Source organism: Flavobacterium psychroterrae, assembly GCF_018380615.1.
Lineage (GTDB): Bacteria > Bacteroidota > Bacteroidia > Flavobacteriales > Flavobacteriaceae > Flavobacterium > Flavobacterium psychroterrae.
The window spans coordinates 119,573-139,427 of sequence record NZ_JAGYVZ010000014.1; the positions used below are offsets into that span (position 1 = coordinate 119,573).

Annotated in this window: 14 protein-coding genes; 7 read left to right on the forward strand and 7 right to left on the reverse strand. The window is 32.6% G+C overall.

What is annotated here, in order from left to right; genetic code table 11:
* Nucleotides 1–156 precede the first annotated feature (156 nt).
* The 5 genes from KHA90_RS15620 to KHA90_RS15640 form a co-directional block, all read right to left on the reverse strand.
* The gene (locus KHA90_RS15620) at nt 157–786 is read right to left on the reverse strand and encodes a DUF4230 domain-containing protein (RefSeq protein ID WP_213302353.1); all 630 of its coding nucleotides are present in this window, start codon (nt 784–786) and stop codon (nt 157–159) included.
* Between the two features lie 238 nt (nt 787–1,024).
* On the reverse strand, nt 1,025–3,343 hold the full coding sequence (tamL, locus tag KHA90_RS15625) for a translocation and assembly module lipoprotein TamL (protein WP_213302363.1): 2,319 nt from the start codon (nt 3,341–3,343) through the stop codon (nt 1,025–1,027).
* Nucleotides 3,327–8,417, reverse strand: coding sequence for a translocation/assembly module TamB domain-containing protein (locus tag KHA90_RS15630; RefSeq protein ID WP_213302377.1), 5,091 nt, complete (start codon nt 8,415–8,417; stop codon nt 3,327–3,329). The genes tamL and KHA90_RS15630 overlap by 17 nt, the downstream gene beginning before the upstream one ends.
* Before the next feature lie 248 nt (nt 8,418–8,665).
* The gene (locus KHA90_RS15635; RefSeq protein WP_213302380.1) at nt 8,666–9,622 is read right to left on the reverse strand and encodes a GSCFA domain-containing protein; all 957 of its coding nucleotides are present in this window, start codon (nt 9,620–9,622) and stop codon (nt 8,666–8,668) included.
* 96 nt (nt 9,623–9,718) lie between these two features.
* Entirely contained in the window at nt 9,719–10,510 is a 792-nt protein-coding gene (locus KHA90_RS15640; RefSeq protein WP_213302383.1) for a hypothetical protein, read from the reverse strand.
* Nucleotides 10,511–10,630: 120 nt separating this feature from the next.
* Here KHA90_RS15640 and KHA90_RS15645 point away from each other — a divergent pair, with 120 nt between their 5' ends.
* Entirely contained in the window at nt 10,631–12,376 is a 1,746-nt protein-coding gene (locus KHA90_RS15645) for an ABC transporter ATP-binding protein (protein WP_213302386.1), read from the forward strand.
* A gap of 151 nt (nt 12,377–12,527) precedes the next feature.
* On the opposite strand, the gene KHA90_RS15650 is transcribed toward KHA90_RS15645, so the two are convergent.
* Together KHA90_RS15650 and alaS are read right to left on the reverse strand one after the other, a co-directional pair.
* Nucleotides 12,528–12,905: a GxxExxY protein gene (locus KHA90_RS15650; RefSeq protein ID WP_213302389.1), complete on the reverse strand. Its 378-nt coding sequence runs from the start codon at nt 12,903–12,905 to the stop codon at nt 12,528–12,530.
* A gap of 109 nt (nt 12,906–13,014) precedes the next feature.
* A complete protein-coding gene (gene alaS / locus KHA90_RS15655; protein WP_213302392.1) occupies nt 13,015–15,651 on the reverse strand; it encodes an alanine--tRNA ligase in 2,637 nt (878 codons plus the stop codon).
* 255 nt (nt 15,652–15,906) lie between these two features.
* Here alaS and KHA90_RS15660 point away from each other — a divergent pair, with 255 nt between their 5' ends.
* The 6 genes from KHA90_RS15660 to KHA90_RS15685 all read left to right on the forward strand — a co-directional run bounded on the left by KHA90_RS15660 (nt 15,907) and on the right by KHA90_RS15685 (nt 19,721).
* Complete coding sequence (locus KHA90_RS15660) at nt 15,907–16,884, forward strand: peptidoglycan DD-metalloendopeptidase family protein (RefSeq protein ID WP_213302395.1); 978 nt, start codon at nt 15,907–15,909, stop codon at nt 16,882–16,884.
* Nucleotides 16,885–16,932: 48 nt separating this feature from the next.
* Nucleotides 16,933–17,265, forward strand: a complete 333-nt coding sequence (locus KHA90_RS15665) for a MerR family transcriptional regulator (protein WP_213302398.1) — start codon at nt 16,933–16,935, stop codon at nt 17,263–17,265.
* A gap of 44 nt (nt 17,266–17,309) precedes the next feature.
* Nucleotides 17,310–17,891 (forward strand): LemA family protein, encoded by a 582-nt coding sequence (locus tag KHA90_RS15670; protein ID WP_213302401.1) that lies wholly within the window; start codon nt 17,310–17,312, stop codon nt 17,889–17,891.
* A gap of 70 nt (nt 17,892–17,961) precedes the next feature.
* On the forward strand, nt 17,962–18,399 hold the full coding sequence (locus KHA90_RS15675; RefSeq protein WP_213302416.1) for a TPM domain-containing protein: 438 nt from the start codon (nt 17,962–17,964) through the stop codon (nt 18,397–18,399).
* Nucleotides 18,400–18,402: 3 nt separating this feature from the next.
* Nucleotides 18,403–19,230: a TPM domain-containing protein gene (locus KHA90_RS15680; RefSeq protein ID WP_213302516.1), complete on the forward strand. Its 828-nt coding sequence runs from the start codon at nt 18,403–18,405 to the stop codon at nt 19,228–19,230.
* A 77-nt stretch (nt 19,231–19,307) separates the two neighbouring features.
* Nucleotides 19,308–19,721: an RrF2 family transcriptional regulator gene (locus KHA90_RS15685; protein WP_213302419.1), complete on the forward strand. Its 414-nt coding sequence runs from the start codon at nt 19,308–19,310 to the stop codon at nt 19,719–19,721.
* Nucleotides 19,722–19,855: the final 134 nt, after the last annotated feature.

The window sequence follows — 19,855 nt, forward strand, 5'->3', positions numbered from 1 at the left end:
AGTTTTTCTACAATCTTGTCATTTCGACGAAAGAGAAATCACATACAGTATTCGCCAAAGATTGTCGACATTCTTTGTGAAGTTTCATGTGTGATTTCTCCTGCGTCGAAATGACAAGATTACGGCAAAACCTCTGAACCTTTGAACCTTCCTCCTCTACAACTTCAAATCCTCATTAAAATCCTTATCAGATTCTATTGTTTTTCCTTCGTATTGTAACTTCCAGCCCATTGAATTTGTCAAAATAAGGATTTTAGATAATTCACTTATTAATCTGTTTTGGGCGTTTGTTTTTAGGGTAGATTTTTCAATTTTCTTGGCAAGATTAGCTTTTACCGATTTGTTGATTTTATTGTAATCATCTCCCGTAAACGGATTCAGTTTGCTTTGTTCTACATCATAAAACTGAATATCCGGATTGATTGTAATTTCTTCTTTTGGGATATTTAAAATGGTGATGGTTTTGTTTTTTTCGTCGATATCGTATTTCATTTTATGCAAATCGTAGGCTACGGTAACATTTGCATTGACAACAACAAGTGCTTTCTTTTCGAAAGAAACCATGTCCATTAAATATTTCTGCTGATTTTTATAGGTAATGACTTCTGAAAAATGTCCTTCGGTGACAACCAATTTTCCAACGTTTAGAATTTGCTGCTGAATTAAATTGGTGTTATAATCAATTGTAGAATCGTCTTCTTTTTTGAACTCGCAATATTTGAAAGCCAAAACGATCACAAGTACAATTGCGGCTAAAACTATTATTCTCTTTACTAAATTTTGCATTCTATTATTTTATTAGACCAATTTACAAAATGAGAATTAAAGTCTGACACGAATTGCACTAATTTTCACTAATTCATAGTTTGTCTATATTAATCAATTCAAAAAATAAATTTTTCAAGTTTGCCACGAATTGCACAAATTTCACTAATTATTATGTGCGTATATTAATTAAAATTAGTATAATTGAATAGCTAATATTACTTCGTGCTAATTCGTGAAATTCGTGGCAAAAAAACAACTAGAATGGATAGCCAATCGCAATATTTAGAATCAGGTTATCTTTTCGCCAAGGTCCGCTTCCGAAATCAATATCTTTAAGTACCCATCTTTCTCCTTGTGGTAAATATGGTTTTCTTAAAGGGAACGCTAAATCTGTTCTTAGAATCAGGAATGATAAATCAAAACGTAATCCGGCTCCGGCTCCTACTGCGATATCTTTCATGAAATCTTTAGTAATTTGTCCGCCTGGTTTATTGGGATCGGCGTTTAAAAGCCAAACATTTCCTGCATCAACAAATAATGCTCCGCGAACAATACTAAAAAGTTTTGCCCTGTATTCTGTACTAAATTCTAATTTTAAATCTCCTGATTGATCCGGTAAATAATTGTTTGTTGTTTCTGTATTTAAATAACTTCCGGGTCCAAGTGATCTCGCTCTAAAAGCACGAATACTATTGGTTCCTCCCACAACAAATTGTTTTGATGTTGGCAACGCACCTGAGTTTCCGTACGGAAGTCCGGCACCAACAATAATTCTGCTTGCCCATTCACTTTCTTTGCTCAATTTTAAATAATGCCTAAAATCTGCTTTTAACTTTACAAATTGACTAAACGGAACATCAAATATTTTTATCGTGTCGTTCTTTTTGACATTTGCGCCTGTAACCAAACCTGTTACGTTTCCGGCTAAATCTAATTCTCCATTAAAATAGAAGGTATTTTTTTTACGCTTTTGCATTGTATTGGTGTACGTAAACGAATATGTTGGACCAAAAATCAATTGCTTTTCTATCACTTTTTTTAATGATTCATCCGCTTCTGCATCTGCCAGATATTCTGGTGTAACGTGATTAGGGCTCACATAAGTAACGTCAAATACATTTAATTGATGCTCTTTACGAATGTTTTCTTTCCACAAGTATCCAAAAGATCCCTTAAAAGAATTCAATGCATATAATTGTGTTCTGTTTTGATATTCGTATCGCAATGTTGCTTTAGTTCTCGGAATAAATTCACTGGAACCAGCAACTTTAAAAAATGGTATAATAAATCTTGGCCACGTCAAACTGGTTTCTGTTCCCAGTTTATAAATGTTCTTACCATTATTGGTTCCCGAAAGCTGGAAATCGGCACCGCCAAAAACAGAAACGGTAAGCAATTCTGCACCGCGAAATAAGTTCCTGTTGTTCCAGTTTACATTTACTTCTGTACCGGTATAACTCGCCGAATTTGTTTTCCCTAAAACCTCAACTCTGATAAATTTCTTCGGCAAAAGCGTTAAATAATAATAGGAATCTAAACTGTTTGGAATACTGTCTGAAGGTTTAAATTCATTTTTTACAAAGCTAAAAGTTCCCAGATTTACGAAACGGTTTAATGTCAGATTATGATCTTTACGGCTGTATAAATCGCCTTTTTTGAAATATATTGTTCTGTCAAAAACTCTTGGTTTAAACGTATTTGCAGTATCTATAATCGTGAAATCATTGTATTGTACAATATCTTTCCTGGTATATTTAACGCTGTCTTTTGAAACTGTAAAATTTGGATAAACAATAATTTTATTGATTTTGTATGATGTAAGTGCTTTTGGCGGCGTATCTGGTTTTATTACCAGTCTTATTTTTACTTCATGATCGCCTTTACTGCTATCAACCTGCGCTAAAATATTATCCGGATTAAAGTAAAAATAACCACGTTCTTTAAGTCTGGCATCTATTCTTTCTCTTTCTGCTTTTATAATATCTAAGTCATACGGTTTGCCTACTTTCAATAAACTTCTTCGGCTTGAGCGTGCAATTATTTTTGACATTTTTAAGGAATCATCCGGAAAAGTGACACTTGTAATAATATATTGCTTTTTAGGAATCAGCGTATATTCTGCGGTAACTCTTTTATTTCTAACGGTTGAATCTGCACTTACACGGGTTTTAAAATAACCGCGGTTTTCTGTGAAATTTCTTAAAACCGAAGCGTTATAATCTAAATCGACTTTGCTGAAAAGTACTGGTTCTTCACCAACTTTAGTGCGGAGCCAATATCGAATCCCTTTTTGCTTTTTAGGTTCTCCTGCAAGATTATAAATCCACAATTTAGGACGTAATCCTAATATTTGTTTGTTGGGTTTAGGACGCAATAAACCTTCCAGTTCCTTCTCCAGTTCTTTTCTGTCTTTCTTTTTAATAATAGAATCTTTTACTGTCACAGAACCGCCTGTGTACAATAAATCTCCTTCTGGTAAATATTTTGTATTGCTGCATCCAAAAACAAAAAATAAGGACAGCATCACAAAATATCTGACATATATGGTTTTGATATTGCTATGTTTTTTGCTCATTTCCTTCAATTTGATTTTCTTCTTTTTCTTTGTCTTCTTTCTCTTTCTGTTTTCTTTTTTCCTTGCGTAGTTTTTCTTCTTTAATCATTTCCTTTTCTGCTGCACTACGATGAAAAAGCTCTCTGAATTTATTGTAACTCATTGTGATAATAAAGGCAACTCCTGTTTCAACAACCTGACCTTCGACCGCAACCTGATATTCATTTTTTCGATACGCACGAACCATATAACGTCCGTCTTTTGTCAATTGATAATCCAGTGCAACGTCTCCGGCAATATTGGTGCTTTCTTCATTGGCGCGTTCCTGACCTTCGACAGCAAAACTGCTTCCCACGGTTACTTTTAATCTGTCGTCTAAAAGTTTTTTAGAAACTCCTACATTCAAATCGGTTCTGTTTTCTCTGGTTCCCGTTGTATAATCATCTGTAGATTCAAGGTCAAATTCTAACTGAACTCCGGTAATTAATTCTCCTGCAAGATCATTTAATTGTTGCGAAAGTATTTTACTCACACTTTGTCTTGCTAATGATTCTGCACTTGTTCCGCCGCTTTCACTCGCAAAAGGATTTTCGCCAATAAATCTATTCAATAATAAAAGCGCAAAAACCTGTTTGTTTAATTCTGCCGGTTCTTGTCGTAACTGTTGCAGTTTTGTTTGCGTAAGCGAAACTACATCTGTCGAGACATCATAATTTCCGTCAGGAAGTACAATGTCAAACGTGATTTCCGGTTTCAATAATTCACCGTTCATTTTTAATAATGTCTGGAACGGAATTTTCTGTTTATACGTATTTCTAATCGTTGGATTATCAGTTGGCAATTGGTTTCCTAATAAATCAATTGGCGCAGTTTCTACTTTATAAATCGCCGTAATGTTTAAATTTGCCATTGTAGGCTCGCCATTCCAAATGATAGAACTTCCTTTTTGAATATCAAATTTACGTCGGATCATGTTGAAATTCATTTCATATGCTCCATCAGTAAACTCATATTTACCCGTTAAAGTTGTTTTTCCGGATGGATCAATTCCTCCTGTAAGCTGTGCTTCACCTTTTAGATTTAAATAATCTCCATTTCCTTTGTCGATTACCAGCGTTAATTCTGCTTCTTTATCAATAGAAATTTCAACGCTTACATCCATTCCAACAAGTTGCGACTGATTCAGTTTGTTTTCCATTGCAATGGTTTGTTTCAGATACACATTATCTTCGTCAACAAACTCTACAATACCTTCACGATCAGCAATTGAAGGATCTGATTGCGGCAAAACAACGGAGAATTTAGTGTCTTTATTTATTTTGATATTTCCGCCAATAACAGGATTTTCAAGTGTTCCCTTTATGTTTAATTTAGTGTCTAAAATCAAATCGCCATAAAACAAATCGTTATCTGCTTCTTTAGAATGTATGGCTCTAAAATCATCTGCAACAACAGTTAGACCAAAATCAAACTTGGTATAATCTGCTGATTTAATTGTTCCGTCGATTGTTAACTCGTTATCATTTTCATCATGAAAAGTAAATTTATTAAAAGTAATCAGATCATTTTGAAGCGTGATTTTTTCATTCTGAGTTTTAAAGAATGAGTTTAATTTCGCTACTCTGAAACCTGTATCCTTAAAATTTAATTCCCCATTTACTTTTGGCGCACTTGCATTTCCTGTAATTTTAAAATTTCCGTCTAAAGCTCCGGTTCCATCAGTAATATTTCCCATGGTAAAACCCTGAATACTTTTAATATTCAGATTGTTTAAATCTAAATTAAAATCAAGATTACCATCGTCCATTCTATAATTACCGGTCAGGTTCATATCATTTCCTTCTCCGGTAAGCGTGACATTTGCAGCTAATAAATTATTGGTTTTATTATCGACTTTTATGGCGATATCACCAACAGGTTCACCTCTAAAAGCAAACTGATCTATTTTTAAATCAGATGTAAAAGTGGGTTTCGTCATTACATTTTCAACAACCGCATTTCCGTTAATTAAACCCTGCATCAAAAGTTTATCTTTCTTGACAATGTTCATAATGGTTTCGATTTTGAAGTTTACAAAATCTACTTGCAACGGCGCATTATCCTGCTCGCCTTGTGACTGAATTTTTAATTCGTTACCGGAATTCGCTAAATAAAATTTATTGATATAAAGTCTTTTTCCTCCAAATTCAATTGTATTTTCAGGATCAATTGTCCATTTATCATAATTCAGAATAAAGTTTTCTGCATCAATTTTAAAAATGTTTTTTGAATCTTCTGATTTAAATTCTCCGGCAATAAAATACTGTTGTTTGTCTTTGGTATCTTTTACTTCAAGGGCATAAGTCAAATTATTATTTTCGACTTTTCCTGACAAACTTGTAAACGGAATTTTTAAGGAACCGCTTTCAATTGTAGCCACAGAAATCATGTATTCTAATGCATTTTCTTTGGCTTCGATATTTATTTTCCCGTCGGCAATTGTGTTTTCAGCATAAACAATTCTTGGGATTGTACCTTTTATTTCTAATGAATCTGTTACGTTATTGTATTTTCCGGTAATATTTATAGGTTCTAAACCTGTCAATTTCGGAACCAGTTTAAAAAGTATCGGGTCATTGTCAATTTTTACCGTAAATGCTAATCTTTGTTCGTCTGCTTCTCCATTTACTTTCGGATTTTTTAAATCAATATATTTCGATAATGATTTTTCTATTGCCGATGTTAAGGTTGTTAGTTTGTATTTTCCGTCTATTTCTGCTTTTAAAAACTGAGAAGATATTTTGATATTATTTCGGGTATTATCAGCAAAAGCAATTACACGAACCGAATCTAAAACAATTGGTTCTGCTTCTTGTAAAACCTGAACGTTCGACAGGAAAACTTTTCCATTTAAAAAATCAGGATTACTATTGGCAATATCTGCATCGACATTTCCGCGCAGTTTCATTGGTCCGGCGTGAAGATTCAGTTTTTCTAAATCGGCAATATCAAGATTTAATTTTAATTTTATCGATGGATATTTGTCTTTTGTATCCCCGCTTGCCACAAGATCAAAATGCAAATTAGGATCTTTCATTCCTGATTTTACAGCAAATGATCCGTTTGCGATATTTCCTTTTAAAGCTAAATCTCTATAGGTATATTTATTAAAAACTGCTTTCTGAACTAATCCATCAACTTGTGCCTGAGCCGTTTTTGGGTCTAAACCATTTCCTTTTACTTTCGCTTTAAGCGTAATTTTTCCAATGGAATCGTTTTTTATTAATTTTCCTAAATCAAAATCCAGCAAATAAACCGTTGCATCGTATTTCTCTTTTTTCTTAACGCGCTGATCAAATAAACCATCAACTTTTGCATTTCCGAAACTACTGTTTAGAGCCAGATTGGTTTTGAAATTCTGAACTGAACCTTTGAATTTTCCCTGTAGATTTAATTGCGAAGGAAGTTGAATGTTCTTGGGAATTGTTCCTGCTGGAATAAACGAATATATATCTTTTGAAGTACTTGAAAGTTTCTTGATATTTACGTCATAATAGGCTTTTTTGGCATCCGGCAAACCTTTGATTTTTCCCGAAAGAGAAACTTTAGTCGTTCCTATTCCGCTCATTTCGAATTGCGGAATATCAAGATCTTTTATTTTTCCGCTTAAGCGTGTATTCAGATATAAAATTGCATTTGGATTGCTTTTAAACGGATTTGTCTTTTGTAAATCAGGCGCAAATAATAAGATGTCTTTAAAACCAATTTTTGACTGATTTAGATTCGCATCTACCGAAAGATTTCCTAAATCTTTAGAAATTGTCGCAATCGAAGCATAAGCAACCTTGACTTTATTTTGAAGTAAAGTCTGTGGCGTTTTTAAATACAAATCGTTTAAATAAGCATTTTTAGGTCCGTAAAAAAAGTTAGTTTTTAAGGACTGAATTTGTAATCCGCTTTTATCGTTTGCCGTTAATGCTTTTATATTTCCTGAAATTGTATCATTTCCATAATATAATTTCTCCGCTTGTAATTTAAAATTATTTAAATCAAGATGACTGTAATCAATTCCTTTTACGACAGGTTTTGAATCCATATTATCAAATTTGAAAGCGATATCCTGAATATCAACATCGTTCAGTTTTACTTTCCAGCCTGCTTGTTTGATTGCCGTTGAATCTAAATCCGGAGTTTTTATTTGTTTGTCTTTTGATCCTAATCTTAGATTCCCTTTTAGATTTTTTAATTCGAAAGTATCGAAATCTAAAAGCTGATTGTTTAAGTCGATTTTGTTAACCGATAAATCAAGATTCCCCAATTTTATTCCCGAATCTAATTTGGAATCTTTATTATCATAAGCAATATCAATTTTAGACAAACTGATTTTGCCTAATTTTAAATTGAAGTCTTTTCTTTTGGAAATAGTGTCGACAGTTTCTACTGAAACTTCGGCGATTTTTTGAACAACATCCTGATCTAAAACTAATTTTAATCCGTCTAACTTAATATTCGGAATATCAAATTTCATTTTATCGAGATCGAATTCCTTAAATTTTGTATCAAAATGTGTCAGGTTTACTTTGATATCATTTTTAGCAAAATCATCTTTAAAATTGAATTTAACATTATCAAGATTCACATCTACCACTGATATTTTGAAGGGTTTGCTATCAGGATCTTCAACTTTTTGTTCTTTTGATTCGAAAGCTTTTATGATATAATCGAAATTGAAAACGCCGTCTTTATTTCTGGAAATATTTGCCGTTACATTTTCAAGTGAAACCGAATTAATTTCTAATTCGCTGCTTATCAATTTAAAAAGATCTACATCAACCTCTAAACGTTTTCCTGCTAATAAAGTATCTTTTTTTTGATCTTCAAAATAGAAACCTTCAAGAACTACATCTTTAGGGAATTTAATAGAAATATGATCTAAGGAAACTTTGGTTTTTATCTTGTTATGAAGATAGGTTATCGCCTTATCCTTTGCGTAATTTTGAATCGATGGAACCTGAATTAAAACTATTATAAGCAATAAAAGTGCAATAATAGAACCCACGCACCAAAGCAGTATACGTAGTGTTTTTTTAAGAAAATGAATTCGTTTTTTATTCATACGTTCAATAAAACACGTTTAAATTAAAATTGGGTTATTATAAAGCTGTACTTATACAGCCTACAAAATTGAGAATTTTAAACCTCAACAATTTACATAATTACGTGCAATTATTCTAAAATTTTATGGACAAATAATTATTTTCTTACTTTTATTTTGCCACCAAGGCACGAAGACACTAAGTTTTTTTGACTACAATAAGTGATAATCTTTATTATAAGAAATGAAATCGAAATGCTTTTATTAAATCAAAATTTAATGTGATTCCATTTTTCCTGAATCGCATTTATCTTCTGCTGAAGTTTAGAAAGGAATTTTTTATGCTGCTCAGATTCGGGATTGAAGCTTCGATGACGCAGACTTTTTTGAATATCTGAGATTTCCTCCATAGTTTTAATACTATTTTCTGAGATATAGTTCTCGCTGAATTTATGCCAGATATAATCTATCGCAACCTGATTGGGATGTAACATATCCTCGGTATAAAAACGATAATCACGAAGTTCATCCATCATGATTTCATAGGAAGGAAAATATTCTAATTTTAGATTGTTGATTTTAGATTTTAGATTGCTGTGGAGCGAAGCAAATAAATGTGATTTGCTGAGTTGATTTTCCGCAAAACCATCTTTGACATGTCGAACTGGTGAAACGGTGAATATGAAGTTGATATGAGGATTTAAAATCCCGATTAAATCAATTTTATTATGAATACTTTGCTCAATTTCATTTACTGATAATAATTGCTTTATGAATTGCTTTTGAGGTACTTTATGGCAATTGGCAACAATTTCATCGCTTTCGATATTCCTGTAAATCCAAGAAGTTCCGTAGGTAATAATAATGTGCGTGGCTTCTTTTAATTGTTTGCCGGTTTCTAGAATTGCTTTGTTTAGCGTTTCCAGTAATTCTTGTCGGTCTGAATTACTTAAATCGGAATGTACTTCGTAACTGTGCCAACGTTCGTTATAAAAAAAAACATCTTTCTCTGTATAGAATTCCTGTTTAATTACCCGGCTAATAATTTTCTCGATCGAAACGGGATTAAAAATTATCCCAAACGGATTTGTTTGATTTTGAAATTTAAAATAATCAAATTTATCCGCCATATTTTCGGCAAAACAAGAACCAATAGAAATTATCTTTGAATTATAATCAATTTGATTATTGGTTTTAGAAATTGGGATTTGGGTTCTGAATTGCATGGTTTTGATTTAAACACGAATTTCACGAATTTTCACCAATAAAAAAACCAAATAAAGAAGTATTTGGTTTTTTATTAATTTCAAATTTTTAATAACTTAATATGTGTATCCAATTTCATACTCTATCGATTTACCGTCACTTGTAAATGATGTGCGTTTTGTTGGATAATCTTTATCATTGTAAATGTAATTGACTAAATAGACTGCAGGATTAGGGAATTCGCTATCTGTTCTATTAATTTTCAATATATTATTAGCCGAAAATTCTACCTCAGTTAATAATAAATCAAAACCCAAAATATTTTTTAAAGGGTTATTTTTAGTATCATATTCCTGAACTATCGTCGAGACAGAACTGCCTCTAATTGACTTAAATTGAACTAAATTACCATTTTTATAAGTTAAACTGCCTTCACTAACTTTTGTCTCCATTTTAGTGTCAGGGTTAACTGAGTATTCTACATATGAAATCAAATTATCAGAAGTATGTGTGTATACTGTTTTTCCAATATATTCTCCTTCAGGATATTTAACAGTAAAAGATCTTCTTGTTACTCTCGTTTTTAATTTTCCGTTTTCATACGTATAGTTAACTTCAATATTTTTAGTTTCCAAACCTTTCGAATCTACAGCAAATTTCTCTTGTTTTGTAATAACTTTTCCTGTATAAGTAAAGACAGTTTTTGAACTTTCATCTATGCTGGTTAGTAATTTATTTCCATCATAACTTAAAGTACTTTTACTATTTGTTCCTAAATAAACAGAAGGATAAGTATAAGAAATAGTTCCAGGTAAGATAGATTTGTCTTCAGAAGATGATTTTTCATCACTGGAACACGATATTAGTAATAAAGTTAAAGCACTAAAAAGCAATAAAAGTTTTTTCATTTTTATAAATTTATTTTTGGTTGAGCAAATCTAATTAAAAATTACAGTTTTAATAACAAAAAGCAACTTTAGAAAGCCAAACTATTCACTACTTTTGCATCTCTAAATTCAAACTCACATATGAAATTATTATATTCTTATATAATCAAACACAAAATGCTCTTGCTTTTTGCGTTGATTATGGCCTCTATAAACATTTGTTTCAGCTTATCAGACTCTATTATTACCGGTAAATTAATGCAGGATTGTGGTGTTGGTTTGCATAAATATGAAGGAAATGAAATAGGATTCATCAAATCTTTATCTTTCTGGCTTGGACTTTCGCTTGGTGCCGCGATGATTTCAAGAATTACCAAAAACTTTCAGGATTATTTTACTAATGTCGTGATTCAGCGTACAGGAGCACAAATGTATACTGACGGAATCAAAAAATCACTTGATTTACCTTACGCAGAATTCGAAGACCAACGAAGCGGTGAAACTTTAAGTAAATTGACGAAAGTCCGTTCTGATTCTGAAAAATTAATAACGCTTTCTATCTCTTTAATTTTTCAAACCATTATCGGTTTTATATTCGTAATTGTTTACGTTGCCAGAATCGATTATCGTATTTCGCTTATCTTTTTAGTAACTGCTCCTATTATCGCTTTAATCAGTTCGTATTTAGGTAAAAAGATTAAAGTCGTTTCTCGAAAAATCGTAAATCAAACAAATGCACTGGCTGGTTCTACAACCGAAAGTTTAAGAAACATTGAATTGGTGAAAAGTCTTGGATTAACGTATCAGGAAGAAAAACGTCTAAACTTAAACACCTTTAAAATTCTACAACTCGAATTGGAGAAAATCCGTTTTATCAGAAGTTTGAGTTTTATTCAGGGAACAACTGTTCACTTTTTAAGAACTTGTGTCGTTTTTACTTTATACTATTTCTTGTTTGGACAAAAAATAATCGTGGGTGATTTATTGACGATGGTATTTTTTACTTTCTTTATTTTTGGACCTTTACAGGAATTAGGAAATTTCATTATTGCTTTGAATGAAACCAAAGTGTCAATGGAAAACTTCAAAACTTTATTGAGCGCTCCAAAAGAATTTCGTCCAAAAACACCTAAACATGTTGGAGCAATTCGATCTTTACTTTTTTCGGATGTAAGTTTCAAGCACAAAACTGCCAAATTTAAAGCAGTAGAAAATATCAATTTTGAAATTAAACAAGGTGAAACAGTAGCATTTGTTGGTCCATCCGGTTCGGGGAAAACAACATTGGTGAAACTATTAGTTGGATTGTACACGCCGGCAGAAGGTCAGGTTCTTTATAATGACATAGATTCTACCGAAATTGATTTGCTGGATTTAAGAAAACAATTGGGATTTGTTACTCAGGACGCACAATTATTCTCGGGAACAATTCGCGAGAATTTATTGTTTGTGAGACCAAATGCAACTGATGAAGATTTATATGATGCCCTTAAAAAAGCGAGTTGTGAAAAATTATTACAACGTGCTGAAGATGGTCTAAACACGACAATTGGCGAAGGCGGAATTAAAGTTTCCGGCGGTGAAAAACAACGTTTGTCAATCGCCAGAGCCATTTTAAGAAATCCGAATTTATTGATTTTTGATGAAGCAACTTCTGCTTTAGATTCTATTACCGAAGAGGAAATTAATGCTACTATTAGAAATATATCTGATCAAAACAGGATTACGGTTTTAATCGCCCATAGATTATCAACCGTTTTACACGCCGATAAAATCTTTGTTCTTGAACAAGGTAAAATTATTGAATCCGGTAAACATGAGGATTTGATTGTTGAAAAAGGTTTGTATTACGCTATGTGGCGTCAGCAAATTGGTGAGCGTAAGTAAGTTTTTTTTAATCTCGCAAAGTCGCGAAGTCGCAAAGTTTTTTTATATGCTTTGCGACTTTTCTTTTTTATAAGTCTTTTGAAATTGAACATTATAAATAAAAAATCGCGCAAAGACGCAGAGGCGCAAAGTTTTTACTCTTTAAATTTCTTTAAAGATTATTGACAATTCTTGTAATACCAAATTTAATCAAAGGAACATTAAAATTTATCAGCAATCCTAATTTGATTTTTGTAATTTTTAAGTATGTCATAATTTGTTTAGCATGAACTTCTGTTATTTTTTCAATTGATTTTATTTCTAGGATTAATTTATTTTCAATAATTAGATCCGTTCGAAAACCAATATCAAGTTTTAATTCATCCCAAATAACCGGAAGTGGTTTTTGCCTTTCGACAAATAGCCCTTTTTTAGTTAATTCGTAATATAGAATTGCTTCATAAACTGATTCTAACAAACCGGGACCAAGTTTTACATGCATTTTGTAGCAGATATCAACTACAATAGCTGAAAGTTCATTTTCGTTCATACTTAAAAATTAAAGTATAAACTTACAAAAATTAAATTACTTAAATAAAAAAGTCGCAAAGCATATAAAAACTTTGCGACTCTGCGTCTTTGCGCGAAATATAAAAAACTTACTTCACAAAATCAACTGCGTGAACCAAAGCCTCAGCAATTCCAACAGCATTTTTTCCTTTTCCGGATGCGAAGAAAGGCTGTCCTCCTCCATTTCCTTCAATATATTTACCTAATTCCTTGATAACAGCATTTGCATTTAAGCTTTTGCTTGCTACCAATTCTTTAGAGATGTAACAGTGAATGTTTGGCAAACCATCTTCTATTGAAGCTAAAAACACAAACGAATCTGGTTTTGAACTTCCTAAAGCGGAAGCCAAATCTTTTGTCGAAGCCATGCTTAAATCTACTTGTTTTGCAAGGAAATTAATTCCGTTAACTTCTTGGAAATCTTTCTCTAATTCTATTTTTAAAGCATTTACTTTTTCTTTAAGTAATTGCTCGATTTGCTTTTTTAATTTTGCATTATCATCTTGTAAAGAAGCTACAGATTTTAAAATATCCTGTGGATTTTTTAATGTCTCTTTTATTTCAGATAAAGTATTCTCCTGATTTTTATAGAAATCTTTTACTGCATCACCTGTAATTGCCTCAATACGACGAATTCCGGCCGCTACTGCTCCTTCAGAAATGATTTTGAAATGCCAGATTTCTGCTGTGTTTTTCACGTGAATTCCACCGCAAAGTTCTTTACTGTCACCAAATTCAATCATACGAACATTATCTCCGTATTTCTCTCCAAATAAAGCCATTGCACCTTTATCTAATGCTTCTTTAATCGGAATATTTCTGTGTTCTACCAAATTTAATTGTGCTTCAATTTGCGCATTTACACTTGCTTCAACCTGACGTAATTCATCCTCTGAAACTTTAGAAAAATGCGAAAAGTCAAAACGCAAATAGTTCGGATTTACCAATGAACCTTTTTGCTCTACGTGAGTTCCAAGAAGGTTTCTCAAAGCCAAATGCATTAAGTGCGTAGCAGAGTGATTTTTAGAAGTTGATGTTCTTAAATCGGTATTTACTTTTGCTGTAAAACCAACTTCAATATTTTCAGGTAATTGTTTTGCGAAATGCAAAATCAAATTATTCTCCTTTTTAGTATCGATGATTTCAATCGTTTCGTTTGCAGAAACTAATGTTCCTTTATCACCCACTTGTCCTCCACCTTCCGGATAGAATGGTGTGTTGTCTAAAACGATTTGGTATAGAATTCCGTCTTTCTTAGAATCTACTTTACGAATTCTGGTAATTTTTACGTCATTTTCTACTTTGTCATAACCTACAAATGTTTCAACATTTCCTGGAATCAAAACTGTCCAGTCTTCTGTTGAAACTTCTGATGCTGCACGTGAACGATTTTTTTGTTCCTGCATTGATGCATCAAATTCCGGCTCATTAAGGGACATTCCTTTTTCTTTCAGGATCAAAGCTGTTAAATCTTTCGGGAAACCGAAAGTATCGTACAATTCAAATGCTTTTGCTCCGGAAACTTCTGAACCTTTAGTTTGTGCAATTACATTATCTAACAATTGTAATCCCTGATCAAGAGTTCTTAAGAATGAGGCTTCTTCTTCACGAATAACATTGGTAACAAATTGTTGCTGTAATTTGATTTCAGGGAAAAATTCTCCCATTTGGTTTGCTAAAACTTCTACCAATTTATTGATAAAAGGCTCTTTTGTATTAAGGAAGGTAAATCCGTAACGAATTGCACGACGCAAAATTCTACGTATTACATAACCAGCTCCGGTGTTTGATGGCAATTGCCCATCTGCAATTGCAAAAGCAACGGCACGAACGTGATCTACAATTACACGAATTGCAATATTGGTTTTATTTTGTTCTTCACTAATGTTTTTAATTTCATTAGATGTATATGTAAATCCTGTAATTTGTTCTATTTTCTCAATAAGCGGTGTAAAAACATCGGTATCATAATTAGATGTTTTTCCTTGTAAAGCCATACACAAACGCTCAAATCCCATTCCGGTATCAACGTGTTGTGCAGGAAGTTTCTCTAAAGATCCATCCGCTTTACGGTTGAATTCCATGAATACATTATTCCAGATTTCAACTACTTGTGCGTGATCGTTATTTACTAAACTTTTACCTGAAACTTGTGCTTTTTCTTCTTCTGAACGTAAATCAACGTGAATTTCAGAACAAGGTCCGCATGGTCCCTGATCTCCCATTTCCCAAAAATTATCTTTTTTATTTCCAAGAATAATTCGGTCTTCATCGATTAATGTTTTCCAGATATCCCAAGCTTCCTGATCAAACGGAACATTATCTTCTTTGCTTCCTTCAAAAACAGAAACATAAAGGTTTTCCTTTGGAATTTTATAAACTTCTGTCAATAAAGTCCAAGCCCAATTGATTGCTTCTTTTTTGAAATAATCGCCAAAAGACCAGTTTCCTAACATTTCAAACATGGTATGGTGATAAGTATCAAACCCAACATCTTCAAGATCATTATGTTTTCCTGAAACACGAAGACATTTTTGCGTATCGGCTATTCTTTTACTTTTTGGAGTTCCGTTTCCTAAAAAATATTCTTTAAACTGGGCCATTCCCGAGTTATTGAACATAAGAGTTGGATCGTCCTTAAGAACGATAGGTGCAGATGGAACAATTAAATGTCCGTTGCTTTTAAAAAAGTCTAAAAATTGTTTACGTACGTCTTGTGATTTCATATTTATTAATGTGACAATTTGATAATGTGTCAATTAGAAAATTACTTAATATTTCAATTTGATAATCTGATAATTTAAAATAAAAAACTTACGGCTTTAAACAATAAATCTCCTACTTAATACATTATCTAATTATCTAATTGACACATTATCTAATTGATTTATTCTTGAAAAAAGCTTCGAACAACTGAAACATTTATTAAATTTGTTCGACTAACTTATTTTACAAGCTGCAAAAATAGGGTATTTTAAAATATGGCGAAAGTAAAATATTATTACGACTCAGAAAATCTGGCTTATACAAAAATAAAAACCAGAAAAAGAATCAAAATCGGTTACGCATTACTGTTTTTGCTGGCTTCGGCGTTATTTGGTTTTTTAGTTTTTGTGCTTTTAATCAATACTCCTTATTTCGAAACTCTAAAAGATCGTTTACAAGCGCGCGAAATTGAGAATTTGAAATTGCAATATTCGATTTTGAACAAAAAAATGGATGAAATTGATGATGTAACAGACGCTTTAGAAAACCGGGACAACAATATTTACAGGGTTTATTTTAATAAAACTGAAATTCCGGATTCTATCAGAAAAGCCGGTTTTAGAGATCCTAAACGATATAAGGATTTAGAAGGTTATAATAACTCAAAATTGGTTTTAAATACCACAAAACGAATTGACCGATTATCAAAAGAATTAGCGATTCAATCTCAATCATTAGATGAAATTTTGAAATTAGCGAGCGTAAAAGGCAACTTATTATTAGCGATTCCGGCAATTCAGCCTGTTAGAAATGAAAATTTAAAACGAATGGCTTCTGGTTTTGGATATCGAACTGATCCTTTCACGAAAGTGCGAAAAATGCATAACGGAATGGATTTTACTGCCAATACAGGTTCACCGGTTTATGCCACAGGTGATGGCGTTGTAGAAAGAGCAGATGCGGCGGCTTCTGGATTTGGAAATCATGTCGTGATCAGGCACGGTTTTGGATACGAAAGTTTGTACGCGCATTTAAGCAAATACAATTGCAGAGCGGGTCAGCATGTAAAACGAGGCGATGTAATTGGCTATGTGGGAAGTACCGGAAGATCCGAAGGTCCGCATTGTCATTACGAAGTTCATAAAGACGGAAAAGTCGTAAACCCGTTGAATTTTTATTATGGAAATATCTCGGCGGAAGAATATGTCGCAATTTCACAAATGGCGAACCAGGAAAACCAGTCATTAGATTAATCCTCCAAAAAGTTGTATTTTTGGAATAAAAACAGAAAATTACAAATCATGCATATTGAGCTTTCAAAAGATAAAAGGTATTATAGCATTGGCGAAGTTGCCAAAGCTTTTAATGTCAATGCATCGTTGATTCGGTTTTGGGATAGTGAATTTGATATCCTAAAACCAAAAAAGAATGCCAAAGGCAACAGAATGTTTACGCCGGAAGATATTACCAACCTGCAATTGATTTATCATTTAGTTAAAGAAAGAGGTTTTACACTTGATGGCGCCAGAACACATTTGAAAGAAGGACAAAAGAAAACATTAGATAAATTCGAAATAATACGTAAATTAGAGACGATAAAATCACAATTAAACGAAATTAAAAACGAATTATAATATATTTATTACATAATTTAGAACAAACTTAAATCAAAACAGATATGAAAAAATGGTTAATCCCCGTAGGAATTATTATAGCACTTATTGCTATTATTGCTTTTTGGTCAATTGGAATTAAAAATACTGGTTTGCAAAAAAATCAAGCAGTTAATAAAGAATGGGGAAATGTACAAACAGCATACCAAAGACGTAATGATCTAATTCCAAACTTAGTTAATACGGTTAAAGGAACTGCTGATTTTGAAAAATCAACTTTAACAGCAGTTATTGAAGCTCGTGCAAAAGCTACATCTATAACTATTGACCCAAGCAATGTAACTCCTGAGCAATTAGCGCAATTTAATCAGGCTCAAAGCGGAGTATCATCTTCTTTATCAAGATTATTAGTTTCTGTAGAACAATATCCAACGTTAAAAGCAAATGAAAGTTTCCTGAAATTACAAGATGAATTGGCTAGTACAGAAAATCAAATTTTAACAGGCAGAACTCGTTTTAATGAAGCTGTTCAGGATTATAATGGTTATATCCTTGCTATTCCAAACAATTGGTTCTTAAGTTATAAAGAAAAACCATACTTTGAAGCTGTTGCAGGTGCTGATAAACCAGTAGAAGTAAAATTCTAAAAATAAAATTTTTGATTGACGATTTCTGATTTAATCTGAAGTCTGAAATCTGAACTCTAAAATAATTTCAATGTCAAAAGTAGAAGATTTTTTGTCCAAAGAAGAAGAACAAGATATTGTTGAAGCTATTCGCGTAGCCGAAAAAAATACTTCTGGCGAAATTAGAGTACATATAGAACAAACAACTTCTAAAGTTCCTTTTGACAGGGCTTTAGAAGTTTTTTATGAATTAAATATGAATGAAACCCAACTTCAGAATGGGGTTTTGTTTTACTTTGCTGTAGCCGATAAAACATTTGCTATTTGTGGAGACAAAGGCATAAATGATGTCGTGGCATCAGATTTTTGGGATTGCACGAAAGACATTATGGTAAATCACTTTAAATCAGGAAATTTTAAACAAGGCATTGTTGATGGTATTCTAAATGCCGGCGAACAATTAAAAAAATATTTTCCGGGATTTGAAGGCGATACCAACGAATTATCAAACGAAATATCAAAAGGTTAAATGATGAAAGATTCCAAAAATAAGATCACAAATTCCTCAAGAATTTTTCAGTTTACTTTTTTGCTATTATTGTTTTTTACTTGTAATTCTATTTTTGCACAGTTTACAATTCCTGAAAAACCGAGTTTTCAAACTTCTGTTTATGATTATGCGAATGTTTTAAGCGCATCTGAAAAAGCACAGCTTGAAGAAAAACTAATTCGGTATTCTGATTCTACTACAACTCAAATTGTAGTGATTACAATAGAAAGTTTAAAAGGTGAAGATGTTTCTCAATTGGCAACTAAATGGGGACAAACCTGGGGAATTGGCGGAACAAAACAAGATGATAATGGTGTAATTATTTTATTGGCCAAAGCCGAAAAGAAAATTGCCATTAATCCCGGATACGGAGTTGAAGATCGTTTGACTGCCGGAATTGGCGGAACAATAATCAGAAATATTATTATTCCGGAATTTAAAACAGGAAGTTTTTATAACGGACTTGACAAAGGAACAGATGCCATAATTGATGTTTTTAAAGGAAAGTTCAAAGGAGAGCGTAAGCAAGCCAAAGGAAATAGCTTTCCTATAATTCCGTTAATTGTTATTGTTGTAATTGTATTAATTTTGCTGTCCAGAAATAAAGGCGGCGGAGGAAATTCAGGTAATAATAGCGGCGGAGGTCCAAGCCTGCTCGATGTGATTCTTTTAAGTAGTCTTGGAAGAAGCGGCGGAAGTGGATTTGGCGGCGGAGGTTTTGGTGGCGGATCATCCGGTGGTGGCGGTGGCTTTGGAGGAGGTTTTGGCGGAGGCGGATTCTCTGGAGGAGGTTCAAGCGGGGGCTGGTAAAAAACAGTATTCAGTTTTCAATCTCAGTCTCAGTTAAAATTCATAATTAATAATTTACAATTCATAATTAAATATAGATGTTATCACATAAAGCAAAATACGCCCTTAAGGCCTTACTTTATTTAGCACAACAAGACGAAAATCACATTTCTAGAACTATAGAAATTGCTGAGGGAGCTAATATTCCTAAAAAGTTTTTAGAGCAAATTTTATTAGATCTAAAACGCGGACGTTTTGTAAGCAGTAAGCAGGGAAAATTTGGCGGATATTATTTGATACGCTCAAAAAACGATATTACCCTGGCAGAAATTCACCGTTTATTTGATGGTGCAATTGCGCTTTTACCATGTGCTTCGTTAAACTTTTACGAACCATGTTCAGATTGTAAAACTGAGGAAGAATGCAGCTTAAGACACGGTTTAATGATCATTCGTGATGAAACTCTTAAAGCGATGCAAGGTATTACAATCGCCTCACTTGTAAAGAAATAAAAAAATATTTCCTAATTCCTAGTAAATCTATAGAATTTACATATATTTGCAAAAAAACCGACAACCATTTACAAAATTTCAACTCTATGAAAGTAAATTACAATCGATCAGATGTATCGAAAAATCTTTTGCAA

Bases quoted from the DNA above. Each gene is read 5' to 3' on its own strand.
- KHA90_RS15650 (WP_213302389.1), bottom strand. From the start codon at position 12,905: ATGAACGAAAATGAACTTTCAGCTATTGTAGTTGATATCTGCTACAAA.
- KHA90_RS15665 (WP_213302398.1), top strand. From the start codon at position 16,933: ATGCATATTGAGCTTTCAAAAGATAAAAGGTATTATAGCATTGGCGAA.
- tamL (WP_213302363.1), bottom strand. From the start codon at position 3,343: ATGAGCAAAAAACATAGCAATATCAAAACCATATATGTCAGATATTTT.
- KHA90_RS15645 (WP_213302386.1), top strand. From the start codon at position 10,631: ATGAAATTATTATATTCTTATATAATCAAACACAAAATGCTCTTGCTT.
- KHA90_RS15620 (WP_213302353.1), bottom strand. From the start codon at position 786: ATGCAAAATTTAGTAAAGAGAATAATAGTTTTAGCCGCAATTGTACTT.
- KHA90_RS15635 (WP_213302380.1), bottom strand. From the start codon at position 9,622: ATGCAATTCAGAACCCAAATCCCAATTTCTAAAACCAATAATCAAATT.
- KHA90_RS15630 (WP_213302377.1), bottom strand. From the start codon at position 8,417: ATGAATAAAAAACGAATTCATTTTCTTAAAAAAACACTACGTATACTG.
- KHA90_RS15660 (WP_213302395.1), top strand. From the start codon at position 15,907: ATGGCGAAAGTAAAATATTATTACGACTCAGAAAATCTGGCTTATACA.
- alaS (WP_213302392.1), bottom strand. From the start codon at position 15,651: ATGAAATCACAAGACGTACGTAAACAATTTTTAGACTTTTTTAAAAGC.
- KHA90_RS15685 (WP_213302419.1), top strand. From the start codon at position 19,308: ATGTTATCACATAAAGCAAAATACGCCCTTAAGGCCTTACTTTATTTA.
- KHA90_RS15670 (WP_213302401.1), top strand. From the start codon at position 17,310: ATGAAAAAATGGTTAATCCCCGTAGGAATTATTATAGCACTTATTGCT.
- KHA90_RS15680 (WP_213302516.1), top strand. From the start codon at position 18,403: ATGAAAGATTCCAAAAATAAGATCACAAATTCCTCAAGAATTTTTCAG.
- KHA90_RS15640 (WP_213302383.1), bottom strand. From the start codon at position 10,510: ATGAAAAAACTTTTATTGCTTTTTAGTGCTTTAACTTTATTACTAATA.
- KHA90_RS15675 (WP_213302416.1), top strand. From the start codon at position 17,962: ATGTCAAAAGTAGAAGATTTTTTGTCCAAAGAAGAAGAACAAGATATT.